The 16,180-nt window shown below is 53.5% G+C and carries 16 protein-coding genes; 11 read left to right on the forward strand and 5 right to left on the reverse strand.

Features of this window, described 5'->3' with window-relative positions:
- Nucleotides 1–21 precede the first annotated feature (21 nt).
- The 8 genes from infB to FVB43_RS03655 all read left to right on the forward strand — a co-directional run bounded on the left by infB (nucleotide 22) and on the right by FVB43_RS03655 (nucleotide 10,218).
- Nucleotides 22–2,715, forward strand: a complete 2,694-nt coding sequence (infB, locus tag FVB43_RS03620; protein WP_133844040.1) for a translation initiation factor IF-2 — start codon at nucleotides 22–24, stop codon at nucleotides 2,713–2,715.
- Between the two features lie 75 nt (nucleotides 2,716–2,790).
- The gene (rbfA, locus tag FVB43_RS03625) at nucleotides 2,791–3,204 is read left to right on the forward strand and encodes a 30S ribosome-binding factor RbfA (RefSeq protein WP_133844038.1); all 414 of its coding nucleotides are present in this window, start codon (nucleotides 2,791–2,793) and stop codon (nucleotides 3,202–3,204) included.
- Entirely contained in the window at nucleotides 3,204–4,148 is a 945-nt protein-coding gene (truB, locus tag FVB43_RS03630; protein WP_167863386.1) for a tRNA pseudouridine(55) synthase TruB, read from the forward strand. The genes rbfA and truB overlap by 1 nt, the downstream gene beginning before the upstream one ends.
- 232 nt (nucleotides 4,149–4,380) lie before the next feature.
- Entirely contained in the window at nucleotides 4,381–4,650 is a 270-nt protein-coding gene (rpsO, locus tag FVB43_RS03635; protein ID WP_133844034.1) for a 30S ribosomal protein S15, read from the forward strand.
- A gap of 309 nt (nucleotides 4,651–4,959) precedes the next feature.
- Nucleotides 4,960–7,095: a polyribonucleotide nucleotidyltransferase gene (pnp, locus tag FVB43_RS03640; RefSeq protein ID WP_133844032.1), complete on the forward strand. Its 2,136-nt coding sequence runs from the start codon at nucleotides 4,960–4,962 to the stop codon at nucleotides 7,093–7,095.
- A 129-nt stretch (nucleotides 7,096–7,224) separates the two neighbouring features.
- Complete coding sequence (gene nlpI, locus FVB43_RS03645; RefSeq protein ID WP_133844030.1) at nucleotides 7,225–8,109, forward strand: lipoprotein NlpI; 885 nt, start codon at nucleotides 7,225–7,227, stop codon at nucleotides 8,107–8,109.
- 104 nt (nucleotides 8,110–8,213) lie between these two features.
- Nucleotides 8,214–8,270, forward strand: a complete 57-nt coding sequence (gene yrbN, locus FVB43_RS24830; RefSeq protein ID WP_100229640.1) for a protein YrbN — start codon at nucleotides 8,214–8,216, stop codon at nucleotides 8,268–8,270.
- A gap of 16 nt (nucleotides 8,271–8,286) precedes the next feature.
- Entirely contained in the window at nucleotides 8,287–10,218 is a 1,932-nt protein-coding gene (locus tag FVB43_RS03655; RefSeq protein WP_167863387.1) for a DEAD/DEAH family ATP-dependent RNA helicase, read from the forward strand.
- A 109-nt stretch (nucleotides 10,219–10,327) separates the two neighbouring features.
- Here FVB43_RS03655 and FVB43_RS03660 read toward each other — a convergent pair whose 3' ends face one another.
- The 3 genes from FVB43_RS03660 to ubiU all read right to left on the reverse strand — a co-directional run bounded on the left by FVB43_RS03660 (nucleotide 10,328) and on the right by ubiU (nucleotide 13,420).
- Nucleotides 10,328–11,335, reverse strand: a complete 1,008-nt coding sequence (locus tag FVB43_RS03660) for a luciferase-like monooxygenase (protein WP_133844026.1) — start codon at nucleotides 11,333–11,335, stop codon at nucleotides 10,328–10,330.
- A gap of 202 nt (nucleotides 11,336–11,537) precedes the next feature.
- Nucleotides 11,538–12,416 (reverse strand): U32 family peptidase, encoded by an 879-nt coding sequence (locus FVB43_RS03665; RefSeq protein ID WP_133844024.1) that lies wholly within the window; start codon nucleotides 12,414–12,416, stop codon nucleotides 11,538–11,540.
- 8 nt (nucleotides 12,417–12,424) lie between these two features.
- Complete coding sequence (ubiU, locus tag FVB43_RS03670) at nucleotides 12,425–13,420, reverse strand: ubiquinone anaerobic biosynthesis protein UbiU (RefSeq protein ID WP_133844022.1); 996 nt, start codon at nucleotides 13,418–13,420, stop codon at nucleotides 12,425–12,427.
- A gap of 208 nt (nucleotides 13,421–13,628) precedes the next feature.
- Here ubiU and ubiT point away from each other — a divergent pair, with 208 nt between their 5' ends.
- Nucleotides 13,629–14,153, forward strand: a complete 525-nt coding sequence (gene ubiT, locus FVB43_RS03675; RefSeq protein WP_133844242.1) for a ubiquinone anaerobic biosynthesis accessory factor UbiT — start codon at nucleotides 13,629–13,631, stop codon at nucleotides 14,151–14,153.
- Nucleotides 14,147–14,650 carry a GNAT family N-acetyltransferase gene (locus tag FVB43_RS03680; RefSeq protein ID WP_159337321.1) on the forward strand — a complete coding sequence of 168 codons (504 nt, stop codon included), beginning with the start codon at nucleotides 14,147–14,149 and terminating at the stop codon, nucleotides 14,648–14,650. Before ubiT ends, FVB43_RS03680 begins: the two co-directional genes overlap by 7 nt.
- On the opposite strand, the gene FVB43_RS03685 is transcribed toward FVB43_RS03680, so the two are convergent.
- Both FVB43_RS03685 and FVB43_RS03690 read right to left on the reverse strand, forming a co-directional pair.
- The gene (locus tag FVB43_RS03685; RefSeq protein WP_133844018.1) at nucleotides 14,637–14,942 is read right to left on the reverse strand and encodes a GIY-YIG nuclease family protein; all 306 of its coding nucleotides are present in this window, start codon (nucleotides 14,940–14,942) and stop codon (nucleotides 14,637–14,639) included. The two genes, FVB43_RS03680 and FVB43_RS03685, sit on opposite strands and share 14 nt — an antisense overlap.
- A 103-nt stretch (nucleotides 14,943–15,045) precedes the next feature.
- A complete protein-coding gene (locus tag FVB43_RS03690; RefSeq protein ID WP_159337322.1) occupies nucleotides 15,046–15,567 on the reverse strand; it encodes a type 1 glutamine amidotransferase domain-containing protein in 522 nt (173 codons plus the stop codon).
- A 212-nt stretch (nucleotides 15,568–15,779) separates the two neighbouring features.
- Here FVB43_RS03690 and FVB43_RS03695 point away from each other — a divergent pair, with 212 nt between their 5' ends.
- Nucleotides 15,780–16,178 carry a DUF350 domain-containing protein gene (locus FVB43_RS03695; protein WP_133844014.1) on the forward strand — a complete coding sequence of 133 codons (399 nt, stop codon included), beginning with the start codon at nucleotides 15,780–15,782 and terminating at the stop codon, nucleotides 16,176–16,178.
- The last annotated feature ends 2 nt before the right edge of the window (nucleotides 16,179–16,180 follow it).

The raw sequence follows: 16,180 nt of genomic DNA on the forward strand, positions 1-16,180 counted from the left end.
ACTGTAGCAGGAAGGAACAGCATGACGACAGATGTAACCGTAAAATCCCTGGCCGCAGAGATTCAGACACCGGTAGAACGCCTGGTACAGCAATTTGCTGATGCAGGGATCCAAAAGTCTGAGACTGACTCTGTTACCCAGCATGAAAAAGAGACTTTGCTGACCCATCTGAACCGCGAACATGGCGGTGGATCTGGTAAGCTTACTCTGCAGCGCAAAACGCGCAGCACCTTGAATGTTCCAGGCACCGGGGGCAAAAGTAAGTCGGTGCAAATCGAAGTCCGCAAAAAACGCACTTATGTAAAAGGCGATCCGGCTGATGCTGAACAAGCAGAAGCGGAAGCCCAGGCAGAGCGTGAAGCGGAAGAACTGGCTCGTCGCGAGGCTGAAGAACAAGCCCAGCGCGCAGCTCAAGACAAAGCGAAGCGTGAAGCCGAGGAGCAGGCCAAACGTGAGGCAGCTGATAAAGCCAAACGTGATGCAGCGGAAAAAGATAAAGTGAGCAATCAACATACCGACGAAACAACCCGGGCTTCTCAGTCCGATAAAGCCCGCCGCGAAGCGGAATCGGCAGAACTGAAGCGTAAAGCTGAAGAAGAAGCGCGTCGCAAGATCGAAGAAGAAGCGAAGCGCGTAGCCGAAGAAGCACGCAAAATGGCGGAAGAGAAAGGCGAAGAGTGGACGCAGGTTAAAGAAGTGGAAGACACTTCTGATTACCACGTTACTACTTCAACTCACGCTCGTGCAGCAGAAGACGAAAATGACGCACAGGTCGAAGGTGACCGTCGTACTCGTACTGCTACACGTCCAGCTAAAGCCCCTGTTCGCAAGAAAGGCAACAAGCATTCTGAAGCGAAAACTGACCGTGAAGAAGCGCGTGCTCAGGTTCGTGGCGGCAAAGGCGGCAAACGTAAACCAAGCACCCTGCAGCAGGGCTTTAACAAGCCAGCTCAGGCTGTTAACCGTGACGTTATCATCGGTGAAACTGTCACCGTAGCGGAACTGGCTAACAAGATGGCGGTGAAAGGCTCCCAGGTCATCAAAGCGATGATGAAAATGGGCGCTATGGCCACCATCAACCAGGTCATCGACCAGGAAACGGCTCAGATGGTAGCGGAAGAAATGGGTCACAAAGTGACTCTGCGCCGCGAAAATGAGCTGGAAGAAGCGGTAATGAGTGACCGTGATACCGATGCGGTGCATGAGTCTCGTGCTCCGGTCGTGACTATCATGGGTCACGTTGACCACGGTAAAACATCTCTGCTGGACTACATTCGCTCCACCAAAGTCGCCTCTGGCGAAGCGGGCGGCATTACTCAGCATATCGGTGCTTACCACGTTGAAACTGACAACGGTATGGTCACCTTCCTGGATACCCCAGGCCACGCAGCGTTTACTTCAATGCGTGCCCGCGGTGCTCAGGCAACGGATATCGTTATCCTGGTGGTTGCGGCTGACGATGGCGTGATGCCACAGACTATCGAAGCGATCCAGCATGCGAAAGCGGCCAAAGTGCCGGTTGTCGTTGCGGTGAACAAATGCGATAAGCCTGAAGCTGATCCAGACCGTGTTAAAACTGAACTGACTCAATACGGTATCATTCCGGAAGAGTGGGGCGGCGAAAACATGTTCGTTAGCGTTTCAGCTAAAGTCGGTACCGGTATCGATGACTTGCTGAATGCTATCCTGCTGCAGGCGGAAGTCCTCGAACTGAGTGCAGTACGTCAGGGCATGGCAAGCGGTGTGGTTATCGAGTCCTTCCTGGATAAAGGTCGTGGCCCGGTTGCAACTGTACTGGTTCGTGAAGGTACGCTGAACAAAGGCGATATCGTTCTGTGTGGCTTCGAATACGGCCGTGTCCGTGCGATGCGTGACGAATTGGGCCGCGAAGTACTGACTGCAGGCCCATCTATTCCGGTTGAGATCCTTGGCCTGTCCGGTGTGCCGGCAGCGGGTGATGAAGCGACCGTCGTACGTGACGAGAAGAAAGCACGCGAAGTAGCACTGTATCGTCAGGGCAAATTCCGTGAAGTTAAGCTGGCTCGTCAGCAGAAATCTAAGCTGGAAAACATGTTTGCGAACATGACCGAAGGCGAAGTGTCTGAACTGAACATCGTGCTGAAAGCTGACGTACAGGGTTCTGTTGAAGCTATCTCCGAATCCCTGATGAAGCTGTCTACTGATGAAGTGAAAGTGAAAATCATCGGTTCTGGTGTGGGTGGTATTACTGAAACCGACGCCACACTGGCAGCAGCGTCTAACGCAATCCTGGTGGGCTTCAACGTTCGTGCCGATGCATCTGCGCGCCGCGTGATTGATTCCGAAAGCCTGGATCTGCGTTACTACTCCGTCATCTATAATCTGATTGACGAAGTGAAAGCAGCGATGAGCGGCATGCTGGCACCTGAGTACAAACAGCAGATCATCGGTCTGGCTGCCGTACGTGACGTGTTCAAATCACCGAAATTTGGTGCTATCGCGGGCTGTATGGTGACGGAAGGTAACATCAAACGTCACAACCCAATCCGCGTACTGCGTGACAACGTGGTTATCTATGAAGGCGAGCTGGAATCCCTGCGCCGCTTCAAAGATGACGTTAACGAAGTCCGTAACGGCATGGAATGTGGTATCGGCGTGAAGAACTACAACGATGTACGTGTTGGCGATATGATCGAAGTATTCGAAATTATCGAAATCCAGCGTACCATCGACTAAGTCGACGACCGCAATCAGCAACACTAATATTTGGGAGGCTTCTGGCCTCCCAATTCTTTATAGAGAGATAATATTATGGCGAAAGAATTTGGTCGCCCTCAGCGCGTTTCTCAAGAGCTGCAAAAAGAGATTGCTATCATTTTGCAGCGTGAGATTAAAGACCCACGTCTTGGCATGATGGTCACAGTTTCAGGTGTTGATGTGTCGCGTGACCTGGCCTATGCCAAAGTGTTCGTGACCTTCCTGAACGACAAAGATGAAGCCGCAATCAAAGGTGGCCTGCGCGCCCTCGGTGACGCTTCTGGCTATATCCGTACGCTGCTCGGCAAAGCGATGCGCCTGCGTATCGTGCCTGAACTGACTTTCTTCTACGATAACTCGCTGGTTGAAGGGATGCGCATGTCTAACCTGGTGACTAACGTGGTCAGAAATGACGAAGAGCGTCGCGGTCCGGCAGAAGAAAATCAGGAAGAAGGTAAAGCAGAGTAATGAGTCGTCCTCGCCGTCGCGGTCGCGATATCCACGGTGTGCTGTTGCTGGATAAGCCTACGGGCTTGTCCTCCAACGATGCACTGCAGAAAGTGAAACGTTTGTATAACGCCAATCGTGCCGGTCATACCGGTGCGCTGGACCCACTGGCGACAGGCATGCTGCCGATTTGTCTGGGGGAAGCGACGAAATTCTCCCAGTATCTGCTGGAATCTGATAAGCGTTACCGTGTGATAGCCCGCCTGGGGCAGCGCACTGATACGTCGGATGCGGATGGTGTCATTGTCAGTGAGCGTCCGGTGGCGTTTACGGCAGAAGCACTTGAACAGGCGCTGGAAAGTTTCCGCGGAGTTACGCAGCAGATCCCGTCGATGTATTCGGCACTGAAATATCAGGGCCGTAAGCTGTACGAATATGCCCGTGAAGGCATTGAAGTGCCGCGTGAATCGCGCAGCATTCAGGTGTACGAGCTGTTGTTTATTCGCCATGAAGGCAATGAACTTGAGCTGGAAATCCACGTGTCGAAAGGGACGTATATTCGCACTATCATCGACGATCTCGGTGAAAAGCTTGGCTGTGGCGCACATGTCACTTATCTGCGCCGTTTGCAGGTTGCCACCTATCCGATCGAAAAAATGGTTACGCTGGAGCAGTTGAGTGCGCTGACGGAAGAAGCACACCGTAGCGAACAGCTTCCCGCTGACCTGCTGGACGCCCTGTTGATGCCAATGGACAGCCCTGCGGCCGAGTACCCGGTAGTGAACCTGCTGAGTTCGGTAGCGGCTTACTTCAAGCAAGGTATGCCTGTTCAGGCGGCGGGTGCCCCCGCCAGTGGGCTGGTACGCGTGACGGAAGGCGACGATCAGAAATTTATCGGCATGGCGGAAATCGCTGAAGATGGGCGTGTGGCGCCACGCCGGCTGGTTGTAGAATATTTCGACTAGCATTCCCCAAAATATTTCGGGTTGCAGGAAGGTGGCAAGTTGGTGAATCCCAGGGAGCATAGAGTACTATGTGACCGGGGTGAGCGAGCGTAGCCAACGCATCTGCTGCTCGAAATATGACGGGTAAATTTGCGCTTGTCTGGCGCTAAGAGTAGAATGGCGCGGCTTTACACTGGGTGGCTGAATTAGAGATCGGCGCCTGTACATTTATCTTAATTTTTGGAGTTGTCTCATGTCTCTAAGTGTTGAAACTAAAGCACAGATCGTTGCTGATTTCGGTCGTGGCGCAAATGACAGTGGTTCTACTGAAGTTCAGGTTGCATTGCTGAGCGCACAGATTAGTCACCTGCAGGGTCACTTCTCTGAGCACAAGAAAGACCACCACAGCCGTCGCGGTCTGCTGCGTATGGTTTCCCAGCGTCGTAAGCTGCTGGATTACCTGAAGCGTAAAGATGTTGCACGTTACACCAGCCTGATCGAACGTCTGGGTCTGCGTCGCTAATTCTTACAGGTTGTCCCGCCACGGTTTCAGAACATCTGAACACTAAAGTGGGTAATCGGACAACCTGGTGCGAGTTTCGCTGGAAAGGGGCCTTTATGGCCCCTTTTTTCAAGCAAGCGGCAGCAATTAAACGCAAACTATTGTATTGTTGGTGAGTGTGATCTTCAGTTGCAGAGGTTCGCGCGGCTAATGAGAGGCTTTATCCCATCTGGGATCAGGGTTGTCATTAGTCGCGAGGATGCAAGAATGAAGATTAGAAATCCACGGTCGGTATAAAAAACTACCGGCCCTGAAGTTAAGGAACTAATTTTGCTGAATCCGATCGTCAAAAAATTCCAGTATGGTCAGCACACCGTCACACTTGAGACCGGTATGATGGCCCGCCAGGCAACGGCAGCCGTAATGGTAAGCATGGACGACACCGCAGTGTTCGTCACCGTTGTAGGCCGCAAAACGCCTAAGCCAGGTCAGGACTTCTTCCCACTGACTGTTAACTACCAGGAGCGTACTTATGCTGCTGGTCGTATCCCGGGCAGCTTCTTCCGTCGCGAAGGCCGTCCAAGCGAAGGCGAAACACTGACCTCTCGTCTGATTGACCGCCCGCTTCGCCCACTGTTCCCGGAAGGCTTCGTAAACGAAGTGCAGGTTATCGCGACCGTTGTTTCTGTTAACCCACAGGTTAACCCGGACATCGTTGCGCTTATCGGTGCTTCTGCTGCTCTGGCGCTGTCTGGCCTGCCATTCAACGGTCCAATCGGTGCGGCACGCGTCGGTTACCTGAATGATCAGTACGTACTGAACCCAACCACCGACGAACTCAAAGAGAGCAAGCTGGACCTGGTGGTTGCCGGTACGAAAGGCGCAGTGCTGATGGTTGAGTCTGAAGCTGAGCTGTTAAGCGAAGATCAGATGCTGGGTGCGGTGGTGTTTGGCCACGACCAGCAGCAGATCGTTATCGATACCATCAACGAACTGGTCGCTGAAGCAGGCAAACCACGTTGGGACTGGACGCCAGAAGCTGTCAACGAAGCGTTACACGCGCGTATTGCTGCACTGGCTGAAGCTCGTTTGAGCGATGCGTACCGCATCACTGAAAAACAGGAACGTTACAACCAGGTTGGCGTGATCAAATCTGAAACCACAGCAGCACTGCTGGCGGAAGAAGAGACCCTGGACGCTGGCGAAATCAGCGACATCCTGCACACGCTGGAGAAGAACGTTGTGCGTAGCCGCATTCTGCGCGGTGAGCCACGTATCGATGGCCGTGAAAAAGACATGATCCGTGGTCTGGATGTGCGTACCGGCGTTCTGCCACGTACTCATGGTTCAGCACTGTTCACCCGTGGTGAGACTCAGGCACTGGTTACCGCAACGCTGGGTACTGCCCGTGATGCGCAGAACCTTGACGAACTGATGGGCGAGCGTACTGACAACTTCCTGTTCCACTACAACTTCCCTCCGTACTCTGTCGGTGAAACCGGTATGGTCGGTTCGCCTAAGCGTCGTGAAATTGGTCACGGTCGTCTGGCGAAACGCGGTGTGCTGGCAGTGATGCCAAAAGGCGATGCGTTCCCGTACACCGTACGCGTTGTGTCTGAAATCACCGAATCTAACGGCTCGTCTTCAATGGCGTCCGTGTGTGGTGCTTCTCTGGCACTGATGGATGCTGGTGTACCCATCAAAGCGGCCGTAGCCGGTATCGCGATGGGTCTGGTAAAAGACAACGACAACTTTGTTGTTCTGTCTGACATTCTGGGCGACGAAGATCACCTGGGCGACATGGACTTCAAAGTAGCCGGTAGCCGTGAAGGTATCACCGCGCTGCAGATGGACATTAAAATTGAAGGTATCACCCGCGAAATCATGCAGGAAGCACTGAACCAGGCTAAGGGTGCGCGCCTGCATATCCTGAGCGTGATGGAACAGGCTATCAGCACTCCGCGTGGCGATATCTCTCAGTTTGCACCACGTATTCACACCATCAAGATCAGCGTTGATAAGATTAAAGACGTGATCGGTAAAGGTGGTTCTGTTATCCGTGCGCTGACCGAAGAAACTGGCACCACCATTGAAATCGAAGATGATGGTACCGTTAAAATCGCAGCGACCGACGGTGAGAAAGCGAAATTTGCTATCCGTCGTATCGAAGAAATCACCGCAGAAATCGAAGTGGGCCGTATCTACAACGGTAAAGTGACCCGTATCGTTGATTTCGGTGCCTTCGTCGCTATCGGTGGTGGTAAAGAAGGTCTGGTTCACATTTCTCAGATCGCTGATAAGCGTGTAGAGAAAGTGACTGACTACCTGCAGATGGGCCAGGAAGTGCCAGTGAAAGTACTGGAAGTTGACCGTCAGGGTCGCGTACGCCTGAGCATCAAAGAAGCCAGCGAACAGGCACAGCCTGAAGCTGAAGCTCCTGCAGCACCAGCACCTGAAGCAGAATAAAAGCATTACCATTGAGTCCTCTGCATCTTCGGATGCGGAGGATTGTTATAACGCGAGGGCGGGATGGCCTTGTGAACGGCAGGCGGATGACAGGATGCTCGTCCCTATGTTTGTTTTCGGGAGTGGTAAATGAAGCCATTTTTGCGCTGGTGTATTGTTGCGACAGCTTTGACGCTGGCAGGATGCAGCAACACCGATTGGCGTAAGAACGAAGTTTTGGCAGTTCCATTGCAGCCTACGCTGCAACAGGAAGTCATTCTCGCTCGTATGGAACAAATACTTGCCAGTCGGTCATTGACCGATGATGAACGCGCACAGCTGTTATATGAGCGCGGAGTGTTGTATGATAGTCTCGGTCTGAGAGCACTGGCGCGAAATGATTTTTCACAAGCGCTGTCTATCCGACCAGATATGCCCGAAGTATTCAATTACTTAGGCATATATTTAACGCAGGCAGGCAATTTTGATGCTGCCTATGAAGCGTTCGATTCTGTACTTGAGCTTGATCCAACTTACAATTATGCGCGTTTAAATCGAGGTATCGCTCTCTATTACGGCGGAAGATTTAAACTGGCGCAAGATGATCTGCTGGCGTTTTATCAAGACGATCCTAACGATCCCTTCCGTAGCCTGTGGCTGTATCTTACTGAACGTGAGATCAACGCAGACCAGGCAAAAGTTTCGCTCAAGCAGCGTTACGAAAAAGCGGTGAAGGAACAATGGGGATGGAATATTGTCGAGTTCTACCTGGGCGATATCAGCGAAAAAACGCTGACTGAACGGCTCCAGGCGGACGCAACGGATAACACCTCGCTCGCTGAACATCTCAGTGAAACCAACTTCTATTTAGGTAAGTACTACCTAAGTCTGGGGGAGAAGGACAACGCTCAAGCGTTGTTCAAGCTGACGGTCGCCAACAACGTTCACAACTTTGTTGAGCATCGATATGCATTGTTGGAGCTGGCGCTACTCGGCCAGACACAAGACGATTTATCAGAATCTGACCAGCAATAGCTGACGAACTTTTATTGCCCGAATTTTCGAAAAGTCATCATCTTAGCGGATGAGGGCCTTTTTGTTCGTCGAAACCACTAATTTGAGCCGGTTCACACTTTTTGATGAAAATGACTGAAAATTTTCACGACGAGTTATGTAGACTGGCCGCCGCAATCTAAGAGGCACGTGTACTACATGACTGATATCCAAACTACTTTTGCTGACCTTGGCCTGAACGCCGACCTCCTCGAATCACTGACCGGCATGGGCTACGTTAAGCCATCTCCAATCCAGCTTGAGTGTATTCCTCATCTGCTGGCTGGCCGTGATGTTCTGGGTATGGCACAGACCGGCAGTGGCAAAACTGCAGCATTCTCGCTGCCTTTATTACACAACATTGACCCTACCGTTAAAGCGCCACAGATTCTGGTGCTGGCACCGACCCGCGAACTGGCGGTTCAGGTTGCTGAAGCGATGACCGAATTCGCCAAACACATGCGCGGTCTGAACGTGGTGGCCCTTTACGGCGGCCAACGTTACGACGTGCAGCTGCGTGCTCTGCGTCAGGGACCACAGGTTGTTGTGGGTACACCTGGCCGTTTGCTTGACCACCTGAAACGCGGCACGTTAGACCTGTCTAACCTGCGCGGTCTGGTGCTGGACGAAGCCGATGAAATGCTGCGTATGGGCTTCATCGAAGACGTTGAAACTATCATGGCTCAGATCCCAGACAATCATCAGACTGCTCTGTTCTCTGCTACCATGCCAGAAGCGATTCGCCGCATTACCAAACGCTTCATGAAAGATCCGCAGGAAGTGCGTATCCAGTCAAGCATGACGACACGTCCTGATATCAGCCAGAGCTACTGGACTGCCTATGGCCGTAAAACTGATGCACTGACTCGTTTCCTGGAATCTGAAGACTTTGATGCTGCAATCATCTTCGTGCGTACCAAAAGCGCTACGCTGGAAGTGGCTGAAGCGCTGGAGCGTAGCGGTTACAACAGTGCTGCACTGAATGGTGACATGAACCAGGCACTGCGTGAGCAGACGCTGGAGCGTCTGAAAGATGGTCGTCTGGACATCCTGATCGCGACTGACGTTGCTGCCCGTGGTCTGGACGTTGAGCGTATCAGCCTGGTTGTTAACTATGACATCCCGATGGACGCAGAATCTTACGTTCACCGTATCGGCCGTACCGGTCGTGCGGGTCGTGCTGGCCGTGCTCTGCTGTTCGTTGAGAACCGTGAGCGTCGCCTGCTGCGTAACATCGAACGCACCATGAAGCTGACTATTCCAGAAGTAGAACTGCCAAATGCAGAACTGCTGGGTGAGCGTCGTCTGGCTAAGTTTGCTGCTAAAGTTCAGCAGCAGCTGGAAAGCAGCGATCTGGAGCAGTACCGTGCTCTGCTGGCTAAAATGCAGCCAGAAGAAGAGCTGGATATCGAAACACTGGCCGCCGCACTGCTGAAAATGGCTCAGGGCGAACGTCCACTGATCGTTCCAGCTGATGCACCACAGCGTCCACGCAGCCAGTTCCGTGACCGTGATGACAGCCGTGACAATCGCCGTGGTGACCGTCCGGACCGTGGTCCACGTGAACCACGCGAAGCACGCAGTGGTGAAGCACGTGGTGATGCGCCGCGTCGTGAACGTCGTGATGTTGGCGATATGGAAGTGTACCGCATTGAAGTGGGCCGTGATGATGGTGTTGAAGTTCGTCACATCGTTGGCGCTATCGCTAACGAAGGCGATATCAGCAGCCGTTACATCGGTAACATCAAGCTGTTCGGTACTCACTCTACTATCGAACTGCCAAAAGGCATGCCGGGCGAAGTTCTGTCACACTTCACTCGTACGCGTATTCTGAACAAACCCATGAATATGCAGCTGATTGGTGATGCACAGCCACGCAGCAATGACCGTGGCGGCGAACGTCGTCCAGGCGGCCCTGCACGTGGTGGCTTCGGCTCTGGCGCAGGTCGTGAAGGCGGCGCTCCACGCGGTGGTGCTGAAGGCGGTCGTCGTTTCAGCAATGACCGTGGCGGCGAACGTCGTCTAGGTGGCACCAGCCGTGGTCCACGCACTGAAGGCGGCGCAGCACCTACCCGTCGTCGTGATGCGTAATCACTGATGCCCAATAAAAAACCAGCCTTCGGGCTGGTTTTTTTATATCTGCGATTTGTGCCATCCATCTCTGATCATGTAGTGGCGAGGCACGCCTCGCCCTCAGAATCTACAAGGCGTTACGTGCCTGCATCGCCAGCTCGAAGGAGTAGAGGCGAGCCTGGGGATCAAAGATCTGGCCGTTAACCATCACCTCATCCGCCTGCGTTTCGCGCATCAATGCGGCCAGCCCCTGACGCACCTTCTCTTTATCGCCGACCACCGACATATTCAGCGCCTGCTGCACGCCGTACTGCTCGGACGGTGACCACAAATTATCCATATTTTCCACCGGTGCTGGCAGTGGGCCTGGCTTGCCACGGCGCAGGTTAATAAACTGCTGTTGCATGGAGGTAAACAGGAAGCGCGCATCACGTTCGCTGTCGGCGGCGACAACGTTAACGCACACCATCGCGTACGGCTTCTCCAGCCGCGCTGACGGCTTAAAGTTGTCACGGTACAGATCCAGCGCCTGTAACAGCATTTCCGGGGCAAAATGGGAGGCGAAAGCGAACGGCAAGCCCATCTGTGCTGCCAGTTGAGCACTGTAAAGGCTGGATCCGAGCAGCCAGACGGGAATTTTCAGCCCGGTTCCCGGAACGGGCTGGACAATCGGCATCTCGTCACCGGAATGATCAAACCAGCGGATCAACTCCGCTACGTCGGCGGGGAAGTTATCGACGTGACCCGCCATATGGCGGCGCAGTGCCAGCATTGTACGCTGGTCAGAACCCGGCGCACGCCCCAGACCAAGATCGATACGGCCAGGATAAAGTGACTCCAGCGTACCAAACTGTTCTGCAATCACCAGCGGTGCATGATTTGGCAGCATGACACCACCAGAGCCTAAACGCAGCGTCTGCGTATTTGCCGCCAGATAACCTATCAGCACCGACGTCGCTGCACTGGCGATCCCGGTCATATTATGGTGTTCGGCCAGCCAGTAACGATGAAAGCCAAGTTTTTCTGACTGCTGTGCCAGAGAGAGTGATGAATGAAAAGCATCGCGTGCGGATGCCCCCTGTGGGATAGGGGCAAGATCCAGTACGGAAAGAGGAACATTTTTTTTATCAGGCATAGTTGCTCACTTTGTCTAACGGCCGACACTGCGCCATGTGCAAAAACGACAGGCTACGGGATCTGTTGTCCCTGTTATTGTCCGTTTGCAGCACTCAAGAAATAAAGTGCGCACAGAACAGACGAAACAATAGTGCCTGCGGATAGTTAGGCTGCTAGCCAATCAAAGTATTATCCATCATCTGCCAGAATGAAACAGCTATTTAGCTGACCAACTCAAGCCCTGCAACGCGGCGCCAGTAGCCATTACACTCATTGCTGCGTGCCATCATCAGTGGCTGATGGCCTGTTTCGTTTGCGCGGAACCGATCCACCATCGACAACGTTTCTGCATCCTGCGGCGAAAGACGCACAATGTCGACCAGCCCCTGCATTGAGATCAGGTCATTGCCGAGGTTATAGCAATTGCCGCTCATGGTCTGGATCCCGTTCAGGACGAACACCTGCTGGTCTTCCTGAGTGCGAACACGTCGCCCCTGCGGGTAGTCAATGCAGCAGGTCTGGCATTCATCTTTGCTGCGATTTTCAGAGCGGGCAGTAAAGCAGCGGGCAGAGTACGCCAGCGGCAGATAACCGTAACTCAACACCTCGACCTCAAACTGCTGGCGAATGCCCAGCTCATCACACTGCTTCAGTAATTGCACCAGCCAGTCGCGCGACAGTTCCACCGGCATACACCAGCGGGTCATACCCATTTTCAGCAGCAGTTGCAGCGTAACGGCGTTATACACATTTAGCGCAGGTCCGGCGACAAAAGGCACGCCCGCTTCATTTGCCAGCGTCACCGCACCCACATCATTAGCTTCAATGAGAAACTCGCCGTTATCGACATAGCGCTTCAGTTCCGTCAGTTCAGAAGGGGATTGCACCAGTGCCAGAGTGCTCAGAACGACCTGTTTACCAGCGGAGGCCAGCGACTTCGCCATACTCAACCAGTCAGCGGTTTTCGTTGCACGGCGTTTGCTGCAAACAGATTCGCCGAGGTAGATGACGTCAGCCTGACTGCTGGCGGCAGCCTGATAAAAGGCATTCAGCGTTTCTTTTGGCCAGTACCACAGTACCGGACCCAGTGAGTATTTCATGATATCTCCTACTGCCACTGGCGGTGATAAGCACCGAGCGTTGTCTGAGTGCCTTCACTCAGCGCACTCAGCGCCGCCATCCATTGCGGCTGTGCGGTGAAATTTTGCGGGTCAGCTTTACAGCGATCGATGGCCTGGCGCCAGATACGCGCCACCTGTTCAACATAGGCCGGGCTACGCTGACGTCCCTCAATTTTGACGGAGACAATATTGGCTGCCATCAGCTCAGGTAAGAGTGCCAGCGTGTTCAGGCTGGTGGGTTCTTCCAGCGCATGATAGCGCGCCTCATCTACCTTATAGCGACCCTTGCACAGCGTGGGGTAACCGGCATTTTCTCCGTTGTCATAACGATCAATCAGCACTTCGTTCAGACGGGATTCCAGGCCTGCCTGGGTTTGCTGCCAGCGAACGAAGCGCGCGGGGGAACAGGCACCGACGGTATTGGGCGACTCGCCGGTCAGGTAAGACGAAAGATAACAACGTCCTTCCGCCATAATGCACAAGCTACCAAACGCGAACACCTCGAGTGGAACGGTAGTGTCACGCGCCAGTTGGCGCACCTGGTGCATCGATAGCACTCGTGGCAATACCACGCGTGCAACATCAAAGTTACGCTGATAAAAGCGTACGGCAGCGGCATTAGTGGCAGACGCCTGTACCGAAACATGGCGTTCAATATGAGGATATTTATCTGCGGCATACGCCAGCATGGCAATATCTGCCAGGATTAAGGCATCAGCACCCGCATCTGCGGCCATATCCACCGCACGCTGCCAGCGTTGGTAGCCATCGGGATGGGCAAAGGTGTTAATGGCCACATGGAGTTTACGTTTACGCTGATGCACGTAGTTTGCGGCTTCCTGCAGGCGTTTATCGGTGAAATTCAACCCCGCAAAATGGCGGGCATTGGTCTCATCTTTCAGGCCGATATACACCGCGTCGGCACCATTTTCGATGGCGGCCTTCAGTGCCGGAAGATTTCCGGCCGGGCAGAGAAGTTCCATAAGAAGCGATCCAACTAATCAGAAGAGTTGAAGAGTTTAGTGAGGAAGGCCGAGACAAATTTTGATTTAAGGCAGCTAATGGCGTATTGATGGTGTTCGTGTACCCTGATAAAACTCATAGAGTTCGCACACTTTGTTGATCCAGCCGTCAGACGCTTTTTGCTGCTGTGGCAAAATAGCTGAAATTTATTCGTAAGGAGTGATAATGGTGTTGAACCCGCTACGCAGCCACTGTGTCCGTCACGGGCCGCAATTACTGCGTTTCCCACTGCGGTTTACCCCGTTTGCAGTGAAGAAGCCGCTATTACAGGCACTGTTACGCTGGCAGTTTCAGCAGGCGCTGGCGGAAGGCGAGCTGGACTTCCTTGAAGGGCGCTGGCTGGGGATTGAGGTCAAGGACCTTGAACTCCGTTGGTCAGTCACGCTGGAACAGGGGCAGCTTCGGGTCGCTGAACGTGAGGAGGCTGATGTCTGGTTTCGCGGCAATGCCAATGACCTGGCGCTGATCGCTGCCCGCAGGCAGGATCCGGACACTCTGTTTTTCCAGCGCCGTTTACTGATTGAGGGTGATACGGAACTGGGCCTGGAAGTCAAAAATATGATGGATGCGATAGATCTGGACGCCATGCCAGCGCCGCTACGCATCGGGCTTATGCAACTGGCTGATTTTATTGAGGCCGGAATGAAAGAGGACGCGATTCCCCCGGCGGATCGCGCAGGTGCCACATGTTAATTCGTTCAGAAATTGGCATCGATGCGGCGAGCATCGACAGCCTGCTGCGCCGTAGCTTCCCAACCTCTGCGGAAGCGGAACTGGTGCAGCAACTGCGGGAAGATGGGCTATTAACCCTCGGTGTCGTTGCAACAGATGACGATGGCCAGGTGCTGGGCTATGCGGCCTTCAGCCCGGTCACGCTCAACGATGAAGATCGGCAGTGGGTAGGATTAGCGCCGCTGGCGGTTGATGAAAGCGTTCGCAGGCAGGGCGTGGGTAAACAGTTGATTTACGAAGGGCTGGATACGTTGAATGAGTTTGGCTATGCCGCCGTTGTGGTGTTGGGCGATCCCGCTTTCTACGGTCCTTATGGCTTTGAACCGGCTGCACGCCACCAGCTGCACTGCCGCTGGGAAGGCACTGAAGCGGCGTTTCAGGTGTACAAGCTGGCGGATGACGCCTTTGATGGCGTTGAAGGCCGCATCGAGTTCTCCGCGCCCTTTAATCGCTTCTGAGCGCAGCAAGCCATTGAACAAGTGATACAGGCTGGTGTTCTACCAGCCTGATCTTCTGTGGTTTTTTCAGTTGCTTAACCTGATATTCCAGCTTCGACGCCAGCGAACGATCCCCTGCCTCACAGTGAAATACCAACACCAGCGGTCCTTTACCGCGCAATGCTTTTGCGCCTTTACCACTCTGGTGTTGGGCAAAACGCCTGGCCACGTCATTGGTGATGCCGGTGTACAGCATTCCTTTAGCGGTTCGCAGAATATACAGTCGCCAGTCCCCGGGTGCAGCCGCGCTCATAGGGTTTCTCAGATAAAAAACAGTACGGCTACTTTAGCGTATATGTTGGCAGAGAGGGAGAGGCAGGGGGGCAGCAAGGGCCAGCCGGAGCTGGCCCGAAGCATCATGCGGCGTTAAGAATACGCAGCGATTCGCGGTTAAAAGCGGGGAGATCGTCCGGCGTGCGGCTGGTGACCAGCCTGTCGTTATCGACCACGACCTCTTCATCGTAGAAATCAGCACCGGCATTTTTCAAATCAATCACCACCGGTTTCACCGTGGTCATTTTGCGACCGCGTACGGCATTGGCACTGATCAGCAGCTGTTGCCCGTGACAGATAGCGAAGACAGGTTTGCCCAGTGCAACAAAGGCTTTGGTGAAGGCGACAAAACGGTCATCGCCGCGCAGCGTGTCCGGGGAGTGGCCGCCGGGCAGCAGTAGCGCATCAAACTCGGCCGGATGGACATCATCGATATTTTTATCGACCTTCAGGCTGGCTTTACCCTGCTTACCAGTAATAGTTTTACCCGCTTCACTGTCAATGGTAATGACCTGGTGGCCGGCTTTTTTATACGCCTCTGCGGGAGAAGTAAATTCTGAGTCTTCAAATTCATCGGTAATCAGCACCGCAATTTTCTTGCTCATATTTCCTCCTGTGAGTTTCATTTAAATGCGCAGTAAGTGTGGTTCACTGGTGCTGAAAAGCAAATTCAGGGGCACAGCGAGGGGCACAGGTGGATGATTTTAGAAGGGAACATAGGGCACACAAAGGTAAAGAAGACGCAGGTCGCTGGTGTTTATGTATACCGCACCCTATGATAATTCCCCATTAAGCTCCCACTTTTCAGGACGATCTCATGGCCACGCTGCACTCCTTACTCGCTTTTGCTTCTTATTTTTTAACCAGCGGCGCGCTGGTACTGATCTTTCTGTTTATCTATACCCGCATTACACCGCACAACGAATGGCGTCTGATTAAAGAGAATAATCTGGCGGCGACTTCAGGGTTCATCGGGGCACTGCTGGGTTACATTATTCCGCTGGCCAGCGTGGCCATTAACTCCGTTAACCTGCTGGATTATCTGGTCTGGGGTGCAGTGGCGCTGGTTGTGCAACTGCTGGTATTTACCGCCGTGCGCCTGTTTATGTCGGATATCAGCCGCCGCATTGAGGATAATCACCTGTCAGCGGGGCTGTTCCTCGGTGGGGTGTCTACCGGCGTGGGGATACTGAACGCCGCCTGCATGACCTACTGATC

It is taken from the genome of Erwinia rhapontici (assembly GCF_012271765.1).
Classification (GTDB): Bacteria; Pseudomonadota; Gammaproteobacteria; order Enterobacterales; family Enterobacteriaceae; genus Erwinia; species Erwinia rhapontici.

Coding starts and splice junctions, on each gene's coding strand:
- infB (WP_133844040.1), top strand. CDS start 22: ATGACGACAGATGTAACCGTAAAATCCCTGGCCGCAGAGATTCAGACA.
- rbfA (WP_133844038.1), top strand. CDS start 2,791: ATGGCGAAAGAATTTGGTCGCCCTCAGCGCGTTTCTCAAGAGCTGCAA.
- truB (WP_167863386.1), top strand. CDS start 3,204: ATGAGTCGTCCTCGCCGTCGCGGTCGCGATATCCACGGTGTGCTGTTG.
- rpsO (WP_133844034.1), top strand. CDS start 4,381: ATGTCTCTAAGTGTTGAAACTAAAGCACAGATCGTTGCTGATTTCGGT.
- nlpI (WP_133844030.1), top strand. CDS start 7,225: ATGAAGCCATTTTTGCGCTGGTGTATTGTTGCGACAGCTTTGACGCTG.
- FVB43_RS03655 (WP_167863387.1), top strand. CDS start 8,287: ATGACTGATATCCAAACTACTTTTGCTGACCTTGGCCTGAACGCCGAC.
- FVB43_RS03660 (WP_133844026.1), bottom strand. CDS start 11,335: ATGCCTGATAAAAAAAATGTTCCTCTTTCCGTACTGGATCTTGCCCCT.
- FVB43_RS03665 (WP_133844024.1), bottom strand. CDS start 12,416: ATGAAATACTCACTGGGTCCGGTACTGTGGTACTGGCCAAAAGAAACG.
- ubiU (WP_133844022.1), bottom strand. CDS start 13,420: ATGGAACTTCTCTGCCCGGCCGGAAATCTTCCGGCACTGAAGGCCGCC.
- FVB43_RS03680 (WP_159337321.1), top strand. CDS start 14,147: ATGTTAATTCGTTCAGAAATTGGCATCGATGCGGCGAGCATCGACAGC.
- FVB43_RS03685 (WP_133844018.1), bottom strand. CDS start 14,942: ATGAGCGCGGCTGCACCCGGGGACTGGCGACTGTATATTCTGCGAACC.
- FVB43_RS03690 (WP_159337322.1), bottom strand. CDS start 15,567: ATGAGCAAGAAAATTGCGGTGCTGATTACCGATGAATTTGAAGACTCA.
- FVB43_RS03695 (WP_133844014.1), top strand. CDS start 15,780: ATGGCCACGCTGCACTCCTTACTCGCTTTTGCTTCTTATTTTTTAACC.